Below are 17,483 nucleotides of genomic sequence, written 5' to 3'. Positions count from 1 at the left end.
ATGAGGAGAGCCTGAGATGGGCAAGGAGAAATTCGATCGCAATAAGCCGCATTGCAACGTCGGCACGATTGGTCACGTCGACCACGGCAAGACGACGCTCACGGCTGCATTGACGAAGGTCTCGGCCGACAAGGGTTGGACGAAGACGGCCATCGCCTATGACGAGGTTGCCAAGGCCTCCGAGAGCCAGGGCCGCCGCGACCCGACGAAGATCCTCACGATCGCGACGAGCCACGTCGAGTACGCGACCGAGAACCGCCACTACGCCCACGTCGACTGCCCGGGCCACGCCGACTACGTGAAGAACATGATCACGGGTGCCGCCCAGATGGACGGCGCGATCCTGGTCGTGTCCGCGGTCGACGGCCCGATGCCGCAGACGCGCGAGCACATCCTGCTCGCTCGCCAGGTCGGCGTGCCGTACATCGTCGTGTTCCTCAATAAGTGCGACATCGTCGATGACGAAGAGCTCCTCGACCTCGTCGAGCTCGAGGTCCGCGAGCTGCTGAAGCAGTACCAGTTCCCGGGCGACGACGTGCCGGTCATCCGCGGCGCCGCGATCAAGGCGCTCAACGGTGAGAAGGGCCCGCTCGCCGACGAGGCGATCCTCAAGCTCTACGAGGCGCTGGACACCTACATCCCGCTCCCCGAGCGTCCGAAGGACAAGCCGTTCCTGCTGCCGATCGAAGACGTGTTCTCGATCTCGGGCCGCGGCACGGTCGTCACGGGCCGCATCGAGCGCGGCACCATCAAGGTCGGTGAGGAAGCCGAGATCGTCGGTCTTCGCGACACGCAGAAGACGACCGTCACGGGCGTCGAGATGTTCCGCAAGCTGCTCGACTCGGGCGAGGCTGGCGACAACGTCGGCTGCCTCCTGCGCGGCATCGACAAGGAAGCCGTCGAGCGTGGCCAGGTCCTCGCGAAGCCGGGCTCCGTGAAGCCGCACAAGAAGTTCATGGCCGAGGCCTACATCCTCACGAAGGAAGAGGGTGGCCGCCACACGCCGTTCTTCAACAACTACCGTCCGCAGTTCTACTTCCGCACGACCGACGTGACCGGCATCGTGACGCTGAAGGAAGGGACGGAGATGGTCATGCCCGGCGACAATGCCGAGTTCCTCGTCGACCTGATTTCGCCGATCGCCATGGAGGAGCGCGTGCGCTTCGCCATCCGCGAGGGCGGCCGCACGGTCGGCGCCGGCGTGGTCACGAAGATTATCGAGTAATGAGGAGAAGGCGCGGGCGCCCGGTGTTGCAAGACAACGGGCGCTCACGTTTCCAGCGGGACGAGTGAGACGATGAACGGCCAAAACATCCGGATCCGGCTCAAGGCGTTCGACCATCGAATTCTCGATGCGTCGACCCGTGAGATCGTGAATACGGCGAAACGAACCGGCGCTGAGGTGCGCGGCCCCATTCCGCTGCCGACCCGCATCGAGCGGTTCACAGTGAACCGCTCGCCGCACATCGACAAGAAGAGCCGCGAGCAGTTCGAAATGCGGACCCACAAGCGGCTCCTCGACATCGTCGATCCGACGCCGCAGACGGTGGACGCGCTCATGAAGCTGGACCTCGCGGCCGGCGTCGACGTGGAGATCAAGCTCTGACGGCTGGCTGGGGCTGATGGCGGGTCGAGAGGCACGCTGCAGCAGACCGGACAGGAACCAGTGGCTCAGTCCTTAGGAAAGGAATGCAACGGATGCGTTCCGGAGTGATTGCACAGAAGGTCGGCATGACGCGGCTCTTCACGGAGACCGGGGAGCATATCCCCGTGACCGTGCTGAAGCTCGACAACCTGCAGGTCGTCGGCCACCTGACGCAGGAAAAGAACGGCTACACCGCGCTCCAGCTCGGCGCTGGCAAGCGCAAGCCGAACCGCGTGACCAAGGCCGAGCGCGGCGGTTTCGCGCGCGCCGAGGTCGAGCCGAAGCGCAAGCTCGCCGAGTTCCGCGTGAGCCCGGAAAACCTGATCGAAGTCGGCGCCGAGATCACGGCCGACCACTTCGTCGCCGGCCAGCTCGTCGACGTGACGGGTCAGAGCCAGGGTAAGGGCTTCCAGGGCGGCATGAAGCGCTGGAACTTCGGCGGTATGCGCGCAACGCACGGCGTCTCCGTCGTGCACCGCGCGCTTGGCTCCACTGGTCAGCGCCAGGATCCCGGCAAGGTCTTCAAGGGCAAGAAGATGGCCGGCCACATGGGTGACGAGCGCATCACGACGCTCAACCTCGAAGTGGTGAAGACCGATGTCGAGCGTGGCCTCATCCTGGTCCGCGGTGCCGTTCCTGGCGCCAAGGGCGGCTGGGTTCTCATTCGCGACGCCGTGAAGAAGCCGCCGAAGGATGCGCCGACGCCTGGCGCCTTCCGCGCGCGTGCTGCCGGTGCCGCCCAGACGACGACGGAGCAGGCCTGATGCAGACCCCAGTCACCACGCTCGACGCGGGCTCGGCCGGGACGGTCGAGCTTGCCGACGCGATCTTCAATCTGGAGCCGCGCCCGGACCTGATTCAGCGCACCGTGCGCTGGCAGCTCCTGAAGCGCATGGCCGGCACGCATCATGCCCAGGACCGGTCCGAAGTGACCGTCACGGGCAAGAAGATGTACAAGCAGAAGGGCACCGGTGGCGCCCGTCACGGCGACAAGTCCGTGCCGCAGTGGCGCGGCGGCGGCAAGGCCTTCGGGCCGAAGCCGCGCAGCCACGCCGTGGGCCTGCCGAAGAAGGTGCGCGCGCTGGCGCTTCGCCACGCGCTCTCCGCCAAGGCGCGGGCCGGTGAGATCATCGTGCTCGAGAAGGCCGCGTCCACCGACGGCAAGACCAAGGGCCTCAAGGCGCAACTCGCGGCCCTCGGCCTCACGAACGCGCTCTTCATTGACGGCTCGGAGCTCGACACGGGCTTCGTGCAGGCGATGCGCAACATTCCGAATGTCGACCTGCTGCCCATCCAGGGCATCAACGTCTACGACATTCTGCGCCGCCAGAAGCTGGTGCTGACCAAGGCCGCTGTCGCCGCCCTCGAGGAGCGCTTCAAATGAGCAAGCTCAAGGCCTACGACATCATTCGCGCGCCGATCATCACCGAGAAGGCCACCATGGCCTCCGAGGCGAACCAGGTGATCTTCAAGGTTGCGCGCTCAGCGACCAAGCCGGAGATCAAGGCCGCGGTCGAGCAGCTCTTCAACGTCAAGGTGAAGGCGGTCAACACCATCGTCCGCAAGGGCAAGCTGAAGGCCTTCAAGGGCATCGTCGCTCGCCAGGGTGAGGTCAAGAAGGCCATCGTGACGCTCGAGGAAGGGCACTCGATCGACGTCACGACGGGTCTCTGAGGAATAGAGAACGACCATGGCACTGAAGACATATCGCCCGACATCGCCCGGCCGGCGCCAGCTCGTGCTCGTTGACCGCGAGCACCTCTGGAAGGGCGCGCCGGTCAAGATGCTCGTCGAGGGCAAGAGTAAGACCGGTGGTCGCAACAACCACGGGCGCATCACCATGCGCCACATCGGCGGCGGCCATAAGCAGGCCTATCGCCGTGTGGACTTCCGCCGTCGCAAGTTCGACGTCGAGGGTACGGTCGAGCGGCTCGAGTACGATCCGAACCGGACGGCCTTCATCGCGCTCGTCAAGTACACGGACGGCGAGCTCGCCTACATCCTCGCGCCGCAGCGCCTCAACACCGGCGACAAGGTCGTCGCCGGCAGCGCCGTCGACGTGAAGCCCGGCAATGCCATGCCGCTCGCGTCGATCCCGATCGGCACGATCGTGCACAACGTCGAGCTCAAGGCGGGCCGTGGCGGTCAGATCGCGCGCTCGGCCGGTGCCTTCGTGCAGCTCGTCGGCCGTGATGCCGGCTGGGCCGTGCTGAAGCTCAAGTCGGGCGAAACGCGGCGCGTGCGCCAGGAGTGCATGGCGACGGTTGGTGCGGTCTCGAACCCGGATCACGGCAACGTCTCGATCGGCAAGGCCGGCCGCACGCGCTGGCTCGGCATTCGTCCGACCGTGCGCTCGGTCATGATGAACCCGGTCGATCACCCGAACGGCGGCCGCACCAAGGGCGGCAAGCACTGGGCGACGCCGTGGGGCAAGCCGACCAAGGGCTTCAAGACGCGCAAGAACAAGTCGACGGACAAGTTCATCGTCCGCACGCGCAGCAAGAGCAAGTAGGAGCATCGATCGTGGCACGCTCGGTTTGGAAAGGCCCGTTCGTCGACGGCTATCTCTTGAAGAAGGCCGAGAAGGTGCGCGCGGGAGGCCGCAGCGAGATCATCAAGATCTGGTCGCGCCGTTCGACGATCCTGCCGCAGTTCGTCGGTCTGACGTTCGGCGTGCACAACGGCCAGAAGCACATTCCCGTGTCCGTCAACGAGGACATGGTCGGGCACAAGTTCGGCGAGTTCGCGCCGACGCGCACCTTCCATGGCCACAGCGGCGACAAGAAAGCGACGAAGGGCAGGTAAGATGGGCAAGCCCAAAGCCGAACGGCGTCTGCCGGAGAACGAGGTCCAGGCCGTGGCGCGCAACCTGCGCGTCTCGCCGCAGAAGCTCAACCTCGTCGCAGCGATGATCCGCGGCAAGAAAGTGCAGACGGCGCTGACGGAGCTCGAGTTCTCGAGGAAGCGCATTGCGGTCGACGTGCGCAAGTGCCTCATGAGCGCGATTGCGAACGCCGAGAACAATCACGGTCTCGATGTCGACGATCTCGTCGTCTCCGAGGCCTTCGTCGGCAAGAACCTCGTCATGAAGCGCTTCCACGCCCGCGGTCGCGGTCGTTCGGGCGGGATCATGAAGCCGTTCTCGCAGCTCACCGTGATCGTGCGCGAGGCTGCAGCCAAGGCTGAGGCCGAGAAGACAGCAGAGGAGGCCGCCTGATGGGCCACAAGGTCAATCCCGTCGGCCTGCGCGTCGGCATCAACCGGACCTGGGACAGCCGCTGGTTCGCGAGCCGCGGTGAGTACGGCAAGCTGCTGCACGAAGACAGGAAGATGCGCGAGCACATCCTGAAGATGCAGCGCCAGGCCGGCATCGCGAAGATCGTGATCGAGCGCCCGCACAAGAAGTGCCGGGTGACCGTGCACTCCGCGCGTCCGGGCATCCTGATCGGCAAGAAGGGCGCCGACATCGAGAAGCTGCGCGGCGAGCTCGCGCGCCTCACGCAGTCGGAAGTGCATCTCAACATCGTCGAGGTGCGCAAGCCCGAGATCGATGCGACGCTGGTCGCCGAGACGATCGCCCAGCAGCTCGAGCGCCGCGTGGCCTTCCGCCGCGCCATGAAGCGCGCCGTGCAGTCGGCGCTGCGTCTCGGTGCGCAGGGCATTCGTATCAACGTCTCCGGCCGTCTCGGCGGCGCCGAGATTGCCCGCGTCGAGTGGTACCGCGAGGGCCGCGTGCCGCTGCACACGCTGCGCGCCGACATCGACTTCGGCTACGGCGTTGCGCGCACGGCCTACGGGATCATCGGCGTGAAGGTGTGGATCTACAAGGGCGAGATCATCGAGCATGACCCGATGGCGTCCGAGCGTCGCGCGCTCGAGTCGCAGGAGGGTGGCGGTGGTGATCGTCGCCGGCGCGAGGATCGCGGCGATCGGGGTGATCGTGGCGACCGCGGCGACCGCCGCTCGCGCGATTAAGGCCTTCGAGGAACGACTGTCATGATGCAACCAAAACGGACGAAGTTCCGCAAGCAGCACAAGGGCCGCATTCACGGCGCTGCCAAGGGCGGGACCGATCTCAACTTCGGTTCGCACGGCCTCAAGGCCGCTGAGCCGGAGCGCCTGAGCGCGCGCCAGATCGAGGCCGCGCGTCGTGCCATCACGCGTCACATGAAGCGTGCGGGCCGCGTGTGGATTCGCATCTTCCCGGACGTGCCGGTGACGAAGAAGCCGGCCGAGGTGCGCATGGGCTCGGGCAAGGGTAGCCCCGAGCTCTGGGTGTGCCGCGTCAAGCCGGGCCGCATCATGTTCGAGATCGACGGCGTGCCGGACAATGTCGCCCGCGAGGCGCTGACGCTCGGCGCGGCGAAGCTGCCGATTGCGACGCGTATCGTGACGCGCCTGCTGTGATCGCCTGCGGACCGCACGAGAAAGTTTGAGAGGCCTGAGATGGCGACTGAGAAATTCAAGGGCATGACGCTCGATCAGCTCGACGAAGAGCTGGTGAAGCTCAAGAAGGAGCAGTTCAACCTGCGCTTTCAGGCGGCGTCCGGCCAGCTCGAGAACACGGCGCGCATTCGCGTCGTCCGCCGCGAGATCGCACGCGTGAAGACGGTTGCCCGCGCGCTCAGGGGCAATGCCCCGGCTGCGGCCAGCAAGTAAGCAGGAGAACGATCATGCCAAAGCGCATTCTGAACGGCGTCGTCGTCTCCGACAAGAACGACAAGACCATTGTGGTCGAGGTGGAGCGTCGCTTCACGCACCCGCTGCTCAAGAAGACCGTGCGCCGGTCGAAGAAGTACCAGGCGCACGACGAAGAGAACACGTTCAAGGTCGGGGACAAGGTGCGCATCCAGGAAAGCGCGCCGATCTCGCGCCACAAGCGCTGGGTCGCGCTGAAGCAGCCGGGCTGATGCGGCAGGAAGGATTGAGGATCGCGCCATGATCCAGATGGAGACAAATCTCGACGTCGCCGACAACTCCGGCGCCCGTCGTGTGCAGTGCATCAAGGTGCTCGGTGGCTCCAAGCGCCGCTATGCGACGATCGGCGATACGATCGTCGTGTCGGTGAAGGAGGCCATTCCGCGCGGCCGCGTGAAGAAGGGCCAGGTCATGAAGGCCGTCGTCGTGCGGACCGCCAAGGGCGTGCGCCGTGCCGATGGCTCGCTGATCCGCTTCGACCGCAACGCCGCGGTGCTGATCAACGCCAACGGCGATCCGATCGGCACGCGCATCTTCGGACCGGTCACGCGTGAGCTTCGTGCGCGCAAGCACGTGAAGATCATGTCGCTCGCGCCGGAGGTGCTCTGAGATGCCGTCACTCAAGATCAAAAAGGGTGACCACGTCATCGTGCTCGCGGGCCGCGACAAGGGCAAGCACGGCGAGGTCATCAAGGTGATCCCGAAGGAGAACCGCGCGCTGGTGCGTGGCGTGAACATGGTTCGCCGCCATCAGAAGCAAACTGCGGCTTCGGAAGGTGGGATCATCTCGAAGGAAGCAACGATCGATCTGTCGAACCTCGCGCTCGAGGATCCGAGGGACGGCAAGCCGACGCGCGTCGGTTTCAAGTTCCTCGAGGATGGCCGCAAGGTGCGGTTCTCGAAGCGTTCGGGCGAAGTCATTCCGGAGAAGTCATAAGCCATGGCCGACAACGCGAAACAGAAGGGCGGCAGCGCCCCCGCTGGCGCCAAGGGCGGTGCGAAGGGCGGCAAGCCGCAGGGCAAGGGTGCGCCCGCCAAGGAAGCCAAGGGCAAGCCCGCGGCCGGTGGTGGTGCTGCTGCGCCGCGCAAGCCTCGTCCCGCGGACTACAAGCCGCGCATGAAGTCGCTCTATGAGCAGGAGATTCGCAAGAAGCTCGCGGAGCACTTCAAGTACGAGAACCCGATGCGGATTCCCCGCCTCGAGAAGATCGTGCTCAACATGGGCGTCGGCGAGGCCGTGAACGACCGCAAGAAGGTCGAGAACGCGTCGAACGATCTCGCGCTCATCGCCGGTCAGCGGCCGGTCATCACGCGGGCGCGCAAGTCGATCGCGACCTACAAGGTGCGCGAGAACATGGCGCTCGGCGCCAAGGTGACGCTGCGCGGCGACCGCATGTACGAGTTCCTCGACCGCCTGGTCACGATCGCGCTGCCGCGCGTGAAGGACTTCCGCGGGCTGAACCCGAAGAGCTTCGATGGTCGCGGCAACTTTGCGCTCGGTCTCAAGGAGCACATCGTGTTCCCCGAGATCGACTACGACAAGGTGGACGAGATCTGGGGCATGGACGTGATCGTGTGCACGACCGCGCACTCCGACGATGAGGCGCGCGAGCTGCTGCGTGCCTTCAACTTCCCCTTCCGGACGTAAGCCGGGCGAATGACGATCAGGCAGGCGACGTTCCTGCCGACATGTGGGTCTTGGAGGACCTGATGGCGAAGAAGAGCTCGATCAACAAGAATGAGCGCCGGCGCAAGCTGGTGGATCAGTATGCCGAGCGGCGCGCGGCGCTGAAGGAAACGGCGGCTGATCAGAAGCAGCCGGCCGAGGTGCGCTTCGCTGCGCGCCTGAAACTCGCCGAGCTGCCGCGGAACTCGTCCAAGACGCGGATCCGCAACCGCTGCGAAATCACCGGCCGTTCGCGCGGCTACTATCGCAAGCTCAAGCTGTGCCGCAACCAGCTCCGCGAGCTGGCAAGCCAGGGCATGATCCCCGGCATGGTCAAGTCGAGCTGGTAGAAGGACGAGATCCTATGGCGATGAACGATCCGCTCGGCGATATGCTGACCCGCATCCGCAATGCGCAGATGCGGCGGCGCCCGAAGGTCACGAGCCCCGCTTCCAACCTCAGAACGCGCGTCCTGGACGTGCTGACCGAGGAAGGCTATATCCGCGGCTACACGCGCGTCGATCACAAGAACGGTATGTCCGAGCTCGAGATCGAGCTCAAGTACCTGAACGGCCAGCCGGCCATCAAGGAGATCTCGCGTGTCTCCAAGCCGGGCCGTCGCGTCTACTCGCCGCTCCGTGATCTGCCGACGGTTGCCAACGGCCTCGGCCTCTCGATCCTCTCGACGCCGAAGGGCGTGATGTCCGACACGCGGGCACGTGAGGAGCAGGTTGGCGGCGAGGTGCTCTGCAGCGTGTTCTGACGCGGAGGCGCCCGACCATGAAACATGGGCGCCTGCTGCTTGATGAATTGAATTGAGGAACTAGGCGATGTCGCGCATCGGCAAGAAACCGGTCCCCATTCCCGCCAATGTGCAGGCGGAGGTGAATGGCCAGACCGTCAAGGTCAAGGGGCCGAAGGGCGAGCTCTCCGTGACGCTCCCCGAGGACGTCAAGGTCGAGAAGACGGCTGCCGGAGTCGCCGTGACGCCGCGCGAGGACACGCAGCGCGCACGCGCCATGTGGGGCCTCTCGCGTACGCTCGTCGACAACCAGGTCAAGGGTGTCGTCAACGGCTATGCCGAGACGCTCGAGATCCACGGCGTCGGCTTCCGCGCCCAGCTCAAGGGCAAGGATCTGACGCTGCAACTCGGGTTCAGCCACGAGATCAACTACAAGATCCCGGCCGACATCGACGTGAAGCTTGGCGGTCCGCGCCAGGATCACGTGCTGATCTCGGGGATCGACAAGCAGAAAGTCGGGCAGGTCGCAGCGGAGATCCGCGGCTTCCGTCCGCCGGAGCCGTACCAGGGCAAGGGTGTGCGCTATCAGGGCGAGTTCATCCTGCGCAAGGAAGGCAAGAAGAAGTAAGCGAGAGAACCGATGAGCGCCCACGACAAGCAGTTCCAGCGCCGCGCCCAGCGCGTACGGCGGACCTTGAAGAAGGTCGCGAACGGACGGCCGCGGCTGTCGGTTTTCCGTTCGTCCAAGCACATCTATGCGCAGGTGATCGACGACGCCAAGGGCGTGACGGTCGCTTCGGCTTCGAGCCTCGAGAAGGATCTCAAGGGCAAGCTGAAGACCGGTGCGGACAAGGCCGCGGCTGCCGAGGTCGGCAAGCTGCTCGCCGAGCGCGCGGTCAAGGCCGGGGTTTCCGAAGTCGTGTTCGATCGCGGTGGCTACATCTATCACGGTCGCGTCAAGTCGCTGGCCGATGCGGCCCGCGAAGGCGGCCTGAGCTTCTGAGCTAGAAAGGGTTATCGACGTGGCACGCAATCCCTCCCGTGACCGGGACCGCGACGACGATCGCAAGAGCGATTTCACCGAGAAGCTCGTCCACATCAACCGCGTCGCCAAGGTTGTGAAGGGCGGCAAGCGCTTCGGTTTCGCGGCGCTCGTGGTCGTCGGCGATCAGCAGGGTCAGGTCGGCTTCGGCCATGGCAAGGCACGCGAAGTGCCGGAAGCCATCCGCAAGGCCGGCGAGGCGGCGCGCCGCGCGATGCTGCGCGTGCCGATGCGCGACAAGCGCACGCTGCACCATGACTGCAAGGGTCGCCATGGCGCGGGCCGCGTCGTTCTGCGCGCGGCGCCTCCGGGCACCGGCATCATCGCCGGCGGTCCGATGCGCGCCGTGTTCGATGCGCTCGGCGTGCGCGATGTCGTCGCGAAGTCGCTTGGCTCGTCGAACCCCTACAACATGGTTCGCGCCACGTTCGACGCGCTGAAGACGCAGGAAAATCCGCGTGCCGTTGCCGCCCGCCGCAGCAAGAAGGTGAGCGAGATCGTCGCGCGCCGTCGCGACACTGCGGGCGAGACGGCTGAGGCGGCCCAGGAGTAGGCAAGTAGCCGGCAAGTGGCGGCAAATGGGCTGCGGCTCCGGTTACACGGCCAGAGGACACGAAGAACATGGCAGACGGCAAGAGCGGCGCCGGCAAGACGATCACCGTCGAGCAGATCGCAAGCCCCACGCGGCGCCCTGAAATCCAGCGCCAGACCCTCGTCGGTCTCGGCCTCAACAAGCTGCACCGCCGGCGCACGCTCGTCGATACGCCGGACGTGCGCGGCATGATCAACAGGATCCCGCACCTCGTCAGGATCGTCGAAGAGACGAAATAACGGCGTCGGGCAAGGAAGGAGCGCGGGGCCATGCGGCTCAACGACATCAAGGACAATCCCGGTTCGCGCAAGACGCGCATTCGGATCGGGCGTGGCATCGGCTCGGGCATCGGCAAGACCGGTGGCCGCGGTGGCAAGGGTCAGACGGCGCGTTCGGGCGTCGCGATCGGCGGCTTCGAGGGCGGCCAGATGCCGCTCCATCGGCGTCTGCCGAAGCGTGGCTTCCGTTCGCGGAGCCGCGACGAGTTCAACGAGGTTTCGCTCGGCAACCTGCAGGGCGCCGTCGATACCGGTCGTCTCGATGCGGGCAAGCCCGTCGATATCGCAGCGCTGAAGGCCGCGGGCCTCGTGCGGCGCGAGCTGAGCGGTGTTCGCGTTCTGGGCGGCGGCGAGCTCAAGGCCGCGCTCAAGCTGACCGTCAATCACGCAACGGCTTCCGCGCGTGCGGCGATCGAGAAGGCCGGCGGCCAGATCACGCTGATCGAGCGCAAGGTTCTCGAGGCCGATGAGGCAAAGCGCGCCAAGACTGCGGCCAAGAAGGCCAAGTCGGGCGGCAAGAAGAAGTCGTCCGACGACGAATAGGCCGCGTAAGCGGTCGGGGCGGAAACGGGTGCGGAACGGTTGTGTGGGGGCCGCGTCGCTGTCGCCAGTTGCGCCGAACCTGTTCAAGCCCCATGTTGAGCGAAATTCACGTGGCTCCGCCCGGATCTCCGGCGCGGGGCCCGCACCCGTCCCGGGAGCCTGACACGCCATGGTATCGGCCGCCGAGCAACTTGCAGCCAACCTGAACTTCGGCGCCTTTTCGAAGGCCGAAGAGCTCAAGAAGCGGATCTGGTTCACACTGGGAGCGCTCATCGTCTATCGCATCGGAACCTTCATTCCGATGCCCGGCATCGATCCGGTCGCCTTTGCCGAGACATTCCGCCAGAACTCGTCCGGCATCCTCGGCATGGTGAACCTCTTCGCCGGCGGCGCGATCGAGCGCATGGCGATCTTCGCGCTCAACATCATGCCGTACATCTCTGCATCGATCATCATGCAGTTGATGTCGTCGGTCTCGCCCAAGCTCGAGGCCCTCAAGAAAGAGGGCGAGCAGGGCCGCAAGCAGATCAACCAGTACACGCGCTACCTCACGGTGGTGCTCGCCGCCTTCCAGGCCTACGGCATCGCGATCGGCCTCGAAGGCTCGCGAGGCTCCATGGGCTCGGTCGTCCTCGATCCCGGCTGGTTCTTCCGCATGTCGACCGTGATCACGCTGGTCGGCGGCACGATGTTCCTCATGTGGCTCGGCGAGCAGATCACCGCGCGCGGCGTCGGCAACGGAATTTCGCTCATCATCTTCGCCGGCATTGTCGCGGGCTTGCCGAGCGCGCTCATCGGCCTCTTCGAGCTTGCGCGCACGGGCGCACTCGCAACGCCGCTGCTGCTCGCCCTCCTCGTGCTGATGCTGGGCGTCGTCGCCGCGATCGTCTTCATGGAGCGCGCCCAAAGGCGCCTGCTCATCCAGTATCCGAAACGACAGGTTGGCAACCGCATGTTCCAGGGTGAGGCTTCGCACCTTCCCCTGAAGCTCAACACCGCGGGCGTCATTCCGCCGATCTTCGCCTCGTCGCTGCTGCTGCTGCCGATCACGGCGGCGCAGTTCAGCCAGGGTGGTGCCGGCGGCAGCCATGAGTGGCTCAATGCCCTCGTGGCAGCGCTCGGCCGCGGTCAGCCCCTGCACATTGTCATCTACGTGGCGATGATCATCTTCTTTGCGTTCTTCTATACTGCCGTCGTTTTCAATGCGAACGATACCGCCGACAACCTGCGCAAGTACGGCGGCTATCTGCCGGGCATCCGGCCCGGCCAGAAGACGGCTGAATACATCGACTATGTGCTGACGCGCATCACCCTCGTCGGTGCGATCTACCTCGCGATTGTTTGCGTTCTTCCAGAGCTGTTGATCGCCTACGCGGCTGTGCCCTTCTACTTTGGTGGTACCTCGCTGCTGATTGCAGTGAGCGTCACGATGGATACTGTGGCCCAGGTTCAGAGCCACCTCCTCGCCCACCAGTATGAAGGTCTCATCAAGAAGGCGAAGCTCAGGGGTGCAACGTCGCGGAGTGGGCGGAGATGAAACTGATCCTGTTGGGGCCGCCGGGGGCCGGCAAGGGGACCCAGGCGCAGCAACTCGCAAAGAAGCGCGGCCTCGTGCAGCTCTCGACCGGTGAGATGCTGCGCGCTGCCGTCAAGGCCGGGACCGAGATCGGTCTCAAGGCCAAGGCGCTCATGGACAAGGGCGAGCTTGTCTCCGACGACGTTGTCGTCGGCATCATCGCCGAGCGTATCCAGCAGCCCGATTGCAAGTCGGGCTTCATTCTCGACGGCTTCCCGCGCACGCTCCAGCAAGCGGCCGCACTCGACAAGATGCTCGAGGCCAAGGGCGAGCGCATGGACGCCGTCATCGAGCTCAAGGTCGACTACAACCGGCTCGTCGAGCGCATTGTCGGCCGCTATGCCTGCGCCAAGTGCGGCGAGGGCTATCACGATCGCTTCAAGCGCCCCAAGGTGCGCGGCGTCTGCGACGTCTGCGGCAGCACGGAGTTCACGCGCCGTGCCGACGACAACGCCGAGACCGTCACGACCCGCATGATCGCCTACTACCGCGAGACGTCGCCGCTCATCGGGTACTATTTCTGCAGGGGCAACCTTCATGCCGTCGACGGCATGGCGCCGATCGAGGAGGTCGGGGCCGCCATCGAGGGTATTGTCGATAGCCTGGCCTGAGGCGCATTAGCAGCGGCCGCCACATAAGGCCTCGTCGGCCGCTATCTTCCCGCCCTGCGGATATGCGCCCGCCGCGTCGCAGCGTGGCGCTTCAACGGCGTGCCCGCCTGCACTATAAACTTCGGTGCCCGTGCATCGTCGGTTCGACCGCTTCCAGTGCCGGGCGTTTCTGGTTGGGGGTTGGATGAAGGTTTCGCACGCTTCAGGCCCAAAATGCGCCGGCGGGACTGCCCTTCTGGTGATGCTCTCGCTGCTTTTGCTCGGCGGCCTGAGCCCGGCCGCGGCGCAACGCAAGGAGCCGCCGCCCTCTCGCGCCGCCGTTCAGTTCTCGTACGCGCCGATCGTCAAGCGAGCGGCACCCGCCGTCGTGAACGTGTACGCCCGTGGCCGCGTGGCCGCCCAGCCGCCGGGTCTTTCCGGCGAACTGTTCCGCGACTTCTTCCGCGACCGCTTCGGCATGTCGAGTGAGCGCGTTCAGAGCGCGCTCGGCTCGGGCGTGATCGTGTCGCCGGATGGCGTCATTGTCACAAACACCCACGTGGTCAAGGTCGGTGCGACCTCGGAGATTCGCGTCGTCCTCGCGGACCGGCGCGAGTTCGATGCCAGGATCGTTCTGCAGGACGAGAAGACGGACATCGCGATCCTGCGCATCGACGGCGGAGACGGGAAATTCCCTTCGCTGCAGTTCGATGATTCCGACAATCTCGAAGTGGGTGACCTCGTCCTCGCCATCGGCAATCCCTTTGGCGTCGGGCAGACCGTCACGAGCGGCATCATCTCTGCGCTCGGCCGCTCGGAGATCGGACGTGCCGACATCCAGTCCTATATCCAGACGGATGCGGCGATAAATCCCGGCAATTCGGGAGGCGCACTCGTCGATATGTCCGGGCGCCTGATCGGCATCAACACCGCGATCTACTCGGGATCCGGCGGCTCGCATGGCGTCGGCTTTGCGATCCCGTCCAATCTCGTGCGGCTCTATGTGGAGAGCGCGCTCAGCGGCAAGAAGATCCAGCGCCCGTGGCTCGGTGCGCGCCTCGATTCCATCACGCGCGAGATCGCCGAAGGACTTCGGCTCAGCCGTTCGTCCGGTGCGCTCGTGACGCGCGTGCACAAGGACGGCCCGGCCGCCGCCGCGGGCATCGAGCCGGGCGATGTGATCACCATGGTCGACGGTCATGAGGTTACGGACGCTCGCGCCGTCAACTATCGCCTCGCGACGCGCGGCATTGGCCACGCTGTGCAGATCAACCTCATTCGCAAGGGGCGCGCGGTAGCCCTGCAGCTCCCGCTCCAGCCGCCGCCGCAGATCGGCGCCGATGATGTGCGCAATCTCACGGGCAATCATCCGTTCGATGGCGCGCGCATCGCCAATCTGGTGCCGCACGTTGCCGACGAGCTCGATCTCGACGAGGCCGGAGGCATTGTCGTGCTCAGCGTGCGCTCTGGCTCCGTAGCAGAACGGCTAAACTTCCGTCCGGGCGACATCATCATCTCGATCGGCGATCAGCAGGTGACATCAGTCGTCGATCTCGAAAAGTTGCTCGCGCGGCGCACGCAGTTGTGGCGCATAGTGGTCAAGCGTGGCCGGCAGGTCGTGCAATTGCAGATCCCGGGCTGATCCGGCACGAGCCCATACAGGAGCAACGAGAGCGCAATGGCCGACACGGGCGAGGAAACAGTAACCGCGGCGCTGCTCGTGATCGGGGACGAGATCCTCTCTGGGCGCACCAAGGACAAGAACATCGGTGCGATTGCCGATCACTGCACGATGATCGGCATCCGCCTGCAGGAGGTCCGCGTCGTCGGTGACGTCGAGGACGAGATCGTCTCCGCCGTCAACGCGCTGCGCCGCCGCTACACGTACGTCTTCACGACCGGCGGCATCGGCCCGACGCACGACGACATCACCGCCGACAGCATCGCCAAGGCCTTCGGTGTTTCGATCGACCACCATCCCGAGGTCAAGGCGCTGATGCTGGAGAATTATGCGCGCCGCGGCGTCGAGGCGACGCCGGCGCGTCTTCGCATGGCGCGCATTCCGGACGGCGCAAGCCTCGTTAAAAACAAGGTTTCTGTCGCGCCCGGCTTTCGGCTCGAGAACGTCATTGTCATGGCCGGCATTCCCGTTGTCATGCAGGCCATGCTCGATGCGGTGACGCCCGAGCTCAGGACCGGGCGCAAGATGCTCTCGGTGAACATCGAGATGCTGAAGCCGGAAGGTGAGGTCGCAGCTCCGCTGGAAGCCTCGCAGAAGGCCTTCCCGGATGTTTCCATGGGCAGCTATCCCTTCGTGCGCGATGGCCGGCTCTACGGCACTGAGCTTGTTTTGAGAGCGACCGATGCCGAGCGTCTGGCGGCTGCTGAGGCCGATTTGCGCGCGCGTCTCGCTGCCGCAGGCCTCATGGGATAGGCCATGGCTCGATCAGGCGAAAAGCAGGGGGCCGAGCGGCGCGATGGGCGCGCGGCACGTCTTGCTGACAAACTCCGCCAGAACCTCGTCAAACGTAAAGCGAAGGCGCGTGCGGCGGCTCGTTCGGACGCAGCAAGCGGCGCCCCCGAGTCCAATTCGAACGATCGCGGCGCTCGCCCTCATGGCGGCAACGAGCAAGAGACGTGAGCAAGACTATCGAGAGCATTGGCGTGGTTGGTGGCGGAGCCTGGGGCACCGCGCTTGCCGAGGTTGCACGCATGGCCGGGCGCCGCGTGCTGCTTTGGGCGCGTGACGCCTCCGTCGCGAATGAGATCAATCGCCAGCACACCAACGCAGCTTATCTGCCTGGCGTCACGCTCGATGCAGATCTTGCCGCAACGTCCGACCTTGCCCGAATGGCCGAGGTCGATGCGGTGCTCCTCGCGACACCGGCGCAGACGCAACGGGCGATCGCGCACTCGCTCACGTCTCACATTGCTCCCGAAACACCCGTCGTCATCTGCTCCAAAGGTCTTGAGCAGAGCACGGGCAAGCTCATGACCGACGTGCTGGCCGAGACGCTTCCGGATTGCCGCATGGCCGTGCTTTCCGGTCCTGGTTTTGCTCACGATGTGGTGCGCGGTCTTCCAACGGCTCTCACGCTCGCGTGCCGTGATGAAGCGATCGGCCAGGCGCTGGTCGGCGCAATCGGCTGCCGCCACTTCCGCCTCTACTGGACGGCCGATACGACCGGCGTGGCCTTCGGTGGCGCCATCAAGAACGTGCTCGCCATTGCCGCCGGCGTTGTCGACGGGCGCGGTCTCGGCGCCAGCGCACATGCCGCGCTCGTCACGCGCGGTTTCGCCGAGATGCGCCGCCTCGGAACGGCCCTCGGCGTCAATCCCGATACGCTCGTCGGTCTCTCGGGGCTCGGTGATCTGCTGCTGACCTGCGGGAGCCCGCAGTCACGCAACATGCGCCTCGGCCGATTTCTCGGCCAGGGCCGGACACTCAGCGAAGCGCTCAGCGAGCTGCATTCCACAGCCGAGGGCGTGTATACGGCCGCTGCCGTCGTTCGCAGCGCCGATGCGCACGACGTCGAGGTGCCGATCGCTGCGGCCGTCTATGCGATCATCGAGGGCAGGCTCACTGTCGATGCCGCTATCGAAGGCTTGCTCGCGCGCCCCTTCCGCTCCGAGCTTTAAGCCTCGGGCTTATCGCCCGGCGACCTGCTCGACGCGGACAGGATGGCGGCGCAAGAGATCCTCGATGCGCAAACGCTCCTTCTGGAACTCGGCGAGCTGGCGTCCGGTCAGACGGCGCTCGCGCGGCACCTGGATCGAGAGCGGATCGACGAACTGGTTGTTGACCAGGACCTCGTAGTGCAAGTGCGGGCCCGTCGAGAAGCCCGAATTCCCTGAATAACCGATGAGCTGGTTCTGCCGCACTTTCACGCCTGGCGCGACGCCCGGCGCAAACCGGCTCATGTGCGCGTAGGCCGTCTGATAGCCGTTCGCGTGACGGATGCGGATGTAATTGCCGTACTGTCCCTTGTGTCCCGCTTCCTCGATGACGCCGGAGCCGGCGGCCACGATCGGCGTCCCGATAGGGGCGGCCCAGTCGACGCCGGTGTGCGCCTTGCGGGTATTGAGCAGCGGATGGTAGCGAACGCCGAAG

At 65.4% G+C, this 17,483-nt stretch carries 28 protein-coding genes (1 of these 28 only partly in view); 27 read left to right on the top strand and 1 reads right to left on the bottom strand.

Annotation, left to right across the window (positions count from 1 at the left end):
- Positions 1-16 precede the first annotated feature (16 nt).
- From tuf to CS1BSM3_RS26950, 27 genes are all read left to right on the top strand, one after another.
- Positions 17-1,225 carry an elongation factor Tu gene (gene tuf / locus CS1BSM3_RS27085; protein WP_072393463.1) on the top strand — a complete coding sequence of 403 codons (1,209 nt, stop codon included), beginning with the start codon at positions 17-19 and terminating at the stop codon, positions 1,223-1,225.
- A 72-nt stretch (positions 1,226-1,297) separates the two neighbouring features.
- Entirely contained in the window at positions 1,298-1,606 is a 309-nt protein-coding gene (gene rpsJ, locus CS1BSM3_RS27080) for a 30S ribosomal protein S10 (RefSeq protein ID WP_046476129.1), read from the top strand.
- 92 nt (positions 1,607-1,698) lie between these two features.
- Positions 1,699-2,409: a 50S ribosomal protein L3 gene (rplC, locus tag CS1BSM3_RS27075; RefSeq protein ID WP_072393460.1), complete on the top strand. Its 711-nt coding sequence runs from the start codon at positions 1,699-1,701 to the stop codon at positions 2,407-2,409.
- Entirely contained in the window at positions 2,409-3,029 is a 621-nt protein-coding gene (gene rplD / locus CS1BSM3_RS27070) for a 50S ribosomal protein L4 (RefSeq protein WP_072393457.1), read from the top strand. Before rplC ends, rplD begins: the two co-directional genes overlap by 1 nt.
- On the top strand, positions 3,026-3,319 hold the full coding sequence (locus CS1BSM3_RS27065; protein ID WP_072393454.1) for a 50S ribosomal protein L23: 294 nt from the start codon (positions 3,026-3,028) through the stop codon (positions 3,317-3,319). Before rplD ends, CS1BSM3_RS27065 begins: the two co-directional genes overlap by 4 nt.
- 16 nt (positions 3,320-3,335) lie before the next feature.
- Positions 3,336-4,157 carry a 50S ribosomal protein L2 gene (gene rplB / locus CS1BSM3_RS27060; protein ID WP_072393451.1) on the top strand — a complete coding sequence of 274 codons (822 nt, stop codon included), beginning with the start codon at positions 3,336-3,338 and terminating at the stop codon, positions 4,155-4,157.
- Positions 4,158-4,168: 11 nt separating this feature from the next.
- Positions 4,169-4,450 carry a 30S ribosomal protein S19 gene (gene rpsS / locus CS1BSM3_RS27055; protein ID WP_072393449.1) on the top strand — a complete coding sequence of 94 codons (282 nt, stop codon included), beginning with the start codon at positions 4,169-4,171 and terminating at the stop codon, positions 4,448-4,450.
- Between the two features lies 1 nt (position 4,451).
- The gene (rplV, locus tag CS1BSM3_RS27050) at positions 4,452-4,862 is read left to right on the top strand and encodes a 50S ribosomal protein L22 (protein ID WP_072393446.1); all 411 of its coding nucleotides are present in this window, start codon (positions 4,452-4,454) and stop codon (positions 4,860-4,862) included.
- The gene (gene rpsC, locus CS1BSM3_RS27045) at positions 4,862-5,620 is read left to right on the top strand and encodes a 30S ribosomal protein S3 (protein WP_072393443.1); all 759 of its coding nucleotides are present in this window, start codon (positions 4,862-4,864) and stop codon (positions 5,618-5,620) included. Before rplV ends, rpsC begins: the two co-directional genes overlap by 1 nt.
- Before the next feature lie 21 nt (positions 5,621-5,641).
- Positions 5,642-6,052, top strand: a complete 411-nt coding sequence (gene rplP / locus CS1BSM3_RS27040) for a 50S ribosomal protein L16 (RefSeq protein ID WP_072393440.1) — start codon at positions 5,642-5,644, stop codon at positions 6,050-6,052.
- A 39-nt stretch (positions 6,053-6,091) separates the two neighbouring features.
- The gene (gene rpmC, locus CS1BSM3_RS27035) at positions 6,092-6,304 is read left to right on the top strand and encodes a 50S ribosomal protein L29 (RefSeq protein ID WP_072393437.1); all 213 of its coding nucleotides are present in this window, start codon (positions 6,092-6,094) and stop codon (positions 6,302-6,304) included.
- Between the two features lie 14 nt (positions 6,305-6,318).
- Entirely contained in the window at positions 6,319-6,555 is a 237-nt protein-coding gene (gene rpsQ, locus CS1BSM3_RS27030) for a 30S ribosomal protein S17 (protein WP_072393435.1), read from the top strand.
- A gap of 28 nt (positions 6,556-6,583) precedes the next feature.
- Positions 6,584-6,952: a 50S ribosomal protein L14 gene (gene rplN, locus CS1BSM3_RS27025; RefSeq protein ID WP_072393431.1), complete on the top strand. Its 369-nt coding sequence runs from the start codon at positions 6,584-6,586 to the stop codon at positions 6,950-6,952.
- Position 6,953: 1 nt separating this feature from the next.
- Entirely contained in the window at positions 6,954-7,280 is a 327-nt protein-coding gene (gene rplX / locus CS1BSM3_RS27020; RefSeq protein ID WP_072393428.1) for a 50S ribosomal protein L24, read from the top strand.
- Positions 7,281-7,283: 3 nt separating this feature from the next.
- On the top strand, positions 7,284-7,991 hold the full coding sequence (gene rplE, locus CS1BSM3_RS27015; RefSeq protein WP_072393426.1) for a 50S ribosomal protein L5: 708 nt from the start codon (positions 7,284-7,286) through the stop codon (positions 7,989-7,991).
- Positions 7,992-8,053: 62 nt separating this feature from the next.
- Positions 8,054-8,359 carry a 30S ribosomal protein S14 gene (rpsN, locus tag CS1BSM3_RS27010; protein WP_072393423.1) on the top strand — a complete coding sequence of 102 codons (306 nt, stop codon included), beginning with the start codon at positions 8,054-8,056 and terminating at the stop codon, positions 8,357-8,359.
- Between the two features lie 14 nt (positions 8,360-8,373).
- Positions 8,374-8,772, top strand: coding sequence for a 30S ribosomal protein S8 (rpsH, locus tag CS1BSM3_RS27005; RefSeq protein WP_072393420.1), 399 nt, complete (start codon positions 8,374-8,376; stop codon positions 8,770-8,772).
- Between the two features lie 67 nt (positions 8,773-8,839).
- The gene (gene rplF, locus CS1BSM3_RS27000; protein WP_072393417.1) at positions 8,840-9,379 is read left to right on the top strand and encodes a 50S ribosomal protein L6; all 540 of its coding nucleotides are present in this window, start codon (positions 8,840-8,842) and stop codon (positions 9,377-9,379) included.
- Positions 9,380-9,391: 12 nt separating this feature from the next.
- Positions 9,392-9,754 carry a 50S ribosomal protein L18 gene (gene rplR, locus CS1BSM3_RS26995; protein WP_072393414.1) on the top strand — a complete coding sequence of 121 codons (363 nt, stop codon included), beginning with the start codon at positions 9,392-9,394 and terminating at the stop codon, positions 9,752-9,754.
- 19 nt (positions 9,755-9,773) lie between these two features.
- On the top strand, positions 9,774-10,346 hold the full coding sequence (gene rpsE, locus CS1BSM3_RS26990; protein WP_072393411.1) for a 30S ribosomal protein S5: 573 nt from the start codon (positions 9,774-9,776) through the stop codon (positions 10,344-10,346).
- A 68-nt stretch (positions 10,347-10,414) separates the two neighbouring features.
- Positions 10,415-10,624, top strand: coding sequence for a 50S ribosomal protein L30 (rpmD, locus tag CS1BSM3_RS26985; protein WP_072393408.1), 210 nt, complete (start codon positions 10,415-10,417; stop codon positions 10,622-10,624).
- A gap of 30 nt (positions 10,625-10,654) precedes the next feature.
- Positions 10,655-11,206, top strand: coding sequence for a 50S ribosomal protein L15 (rplO, locus tag CS1BSM3_RS26980; protein ID WP_072393405.1), 552 nt, complete (start codon positions 10,655-10,657; stop codon positions 11,204-11,206).
- Between the two features lie 169 nt (positions 11,207-11,375).
- Complete coding sequence (secY, locus tag CS1BSM3_RS26975; protein WP_072393402.1) at positions 11,376-12,743, top strand: preprotein translocase subunit SecY; 1,368 nt, start codon at positions 11,376-11,378, stop codon at positions 12,741-12,743.
- Positions 12,740-13,393: an adenylate kinase gene (locus CS1BSM3_RS26970; protein WP_072393399.1), complete on the top strand. Its 654-nt coding sequence runs from the start codon at positions 12,740-12,742 to the stop codon at positions 13,391-13,393. The genes secY and CS1BSM3_RS26970 overlap by 4 nt, the downstream gene beginning before the upstream one ends.
- Before the next feature lie 184 nt (positions 13,394-13,577).
- Complete coding sequence (locus CS1BSM3_RS26965; RefSeq protein WP_174263798.1) at positions 13,578-15,014, top strand: Do family serine endopeptidase; 1,437 nt, start codon at positions 13,578-13,580, stop codon at positions 15,012-15,014.
- 36 nt (positions 15,015-15,050) lie between these two features.
- The gene (locus CS1BSM3_RS26960) at positions 15,051-15,806 is read left to right on the top strand and encodes a competence/damage-inducible protein A (RefSeq protein ID WP_072393393.1); all 756 of its coding nucleotides are present in this window, start codon (positions 15,051-15,053) and stop codon (positions 15,804-15,806) included.
- A gap of 203 nt (positions 15,807-16,009) precedes the next feature.
- The gene (locus tag CS1BSM3_RS26950) at positions 16,010-17,011 is read left to right on the top strand and encodes an NAD(P)H-dependent glycerol-3-phosphate dehydrogenase (RefSeq protein ID WP_072393387.1); all 1,002 of its coding nucleotides are present in this window, start codon (positions 16,010-16,012) and stop codon (positions 17,009-17,011) included.
- A 9-nt stretch (positions 17,012-17,020) separates the two neighbouring features.
- Here the strand turns inward: CS1BSM3_RS26950 and CS1BSM3_RS26945 are convergent, their stop codons facing one another.
- Positions 17,021-17,483: the end of a M23 family metallopeptidase gene (locus tag CS1BSM3_RS26945; RefSeq protein ID WP_244540623.1), read on the bottom strand. It continues 1,367 nt past the right edge of the window; the window shows 463 of its 1,830 coding nt (coding positions 1,368-1,830); the start codon falls outside the window, past its right edge — the gene reads right to left on this strand; the stop codon is at positions 17,021-17,023.

Source organism: Hyphomicrobium sp. CS1BSMeth3, from assembly GCF_900117415.1.
In the GTDB taxonomy this organism is placed as follows: domain Bacteria; phylum Pseudomonadota; class Alphaproteobacteria; order Rhizobiales; family Hyphomicrobiaceae.
Note: the sequence above shows the minus strand (reverse complement) of the source record. Positions and strands in the feature narration are given on the sequence as shown.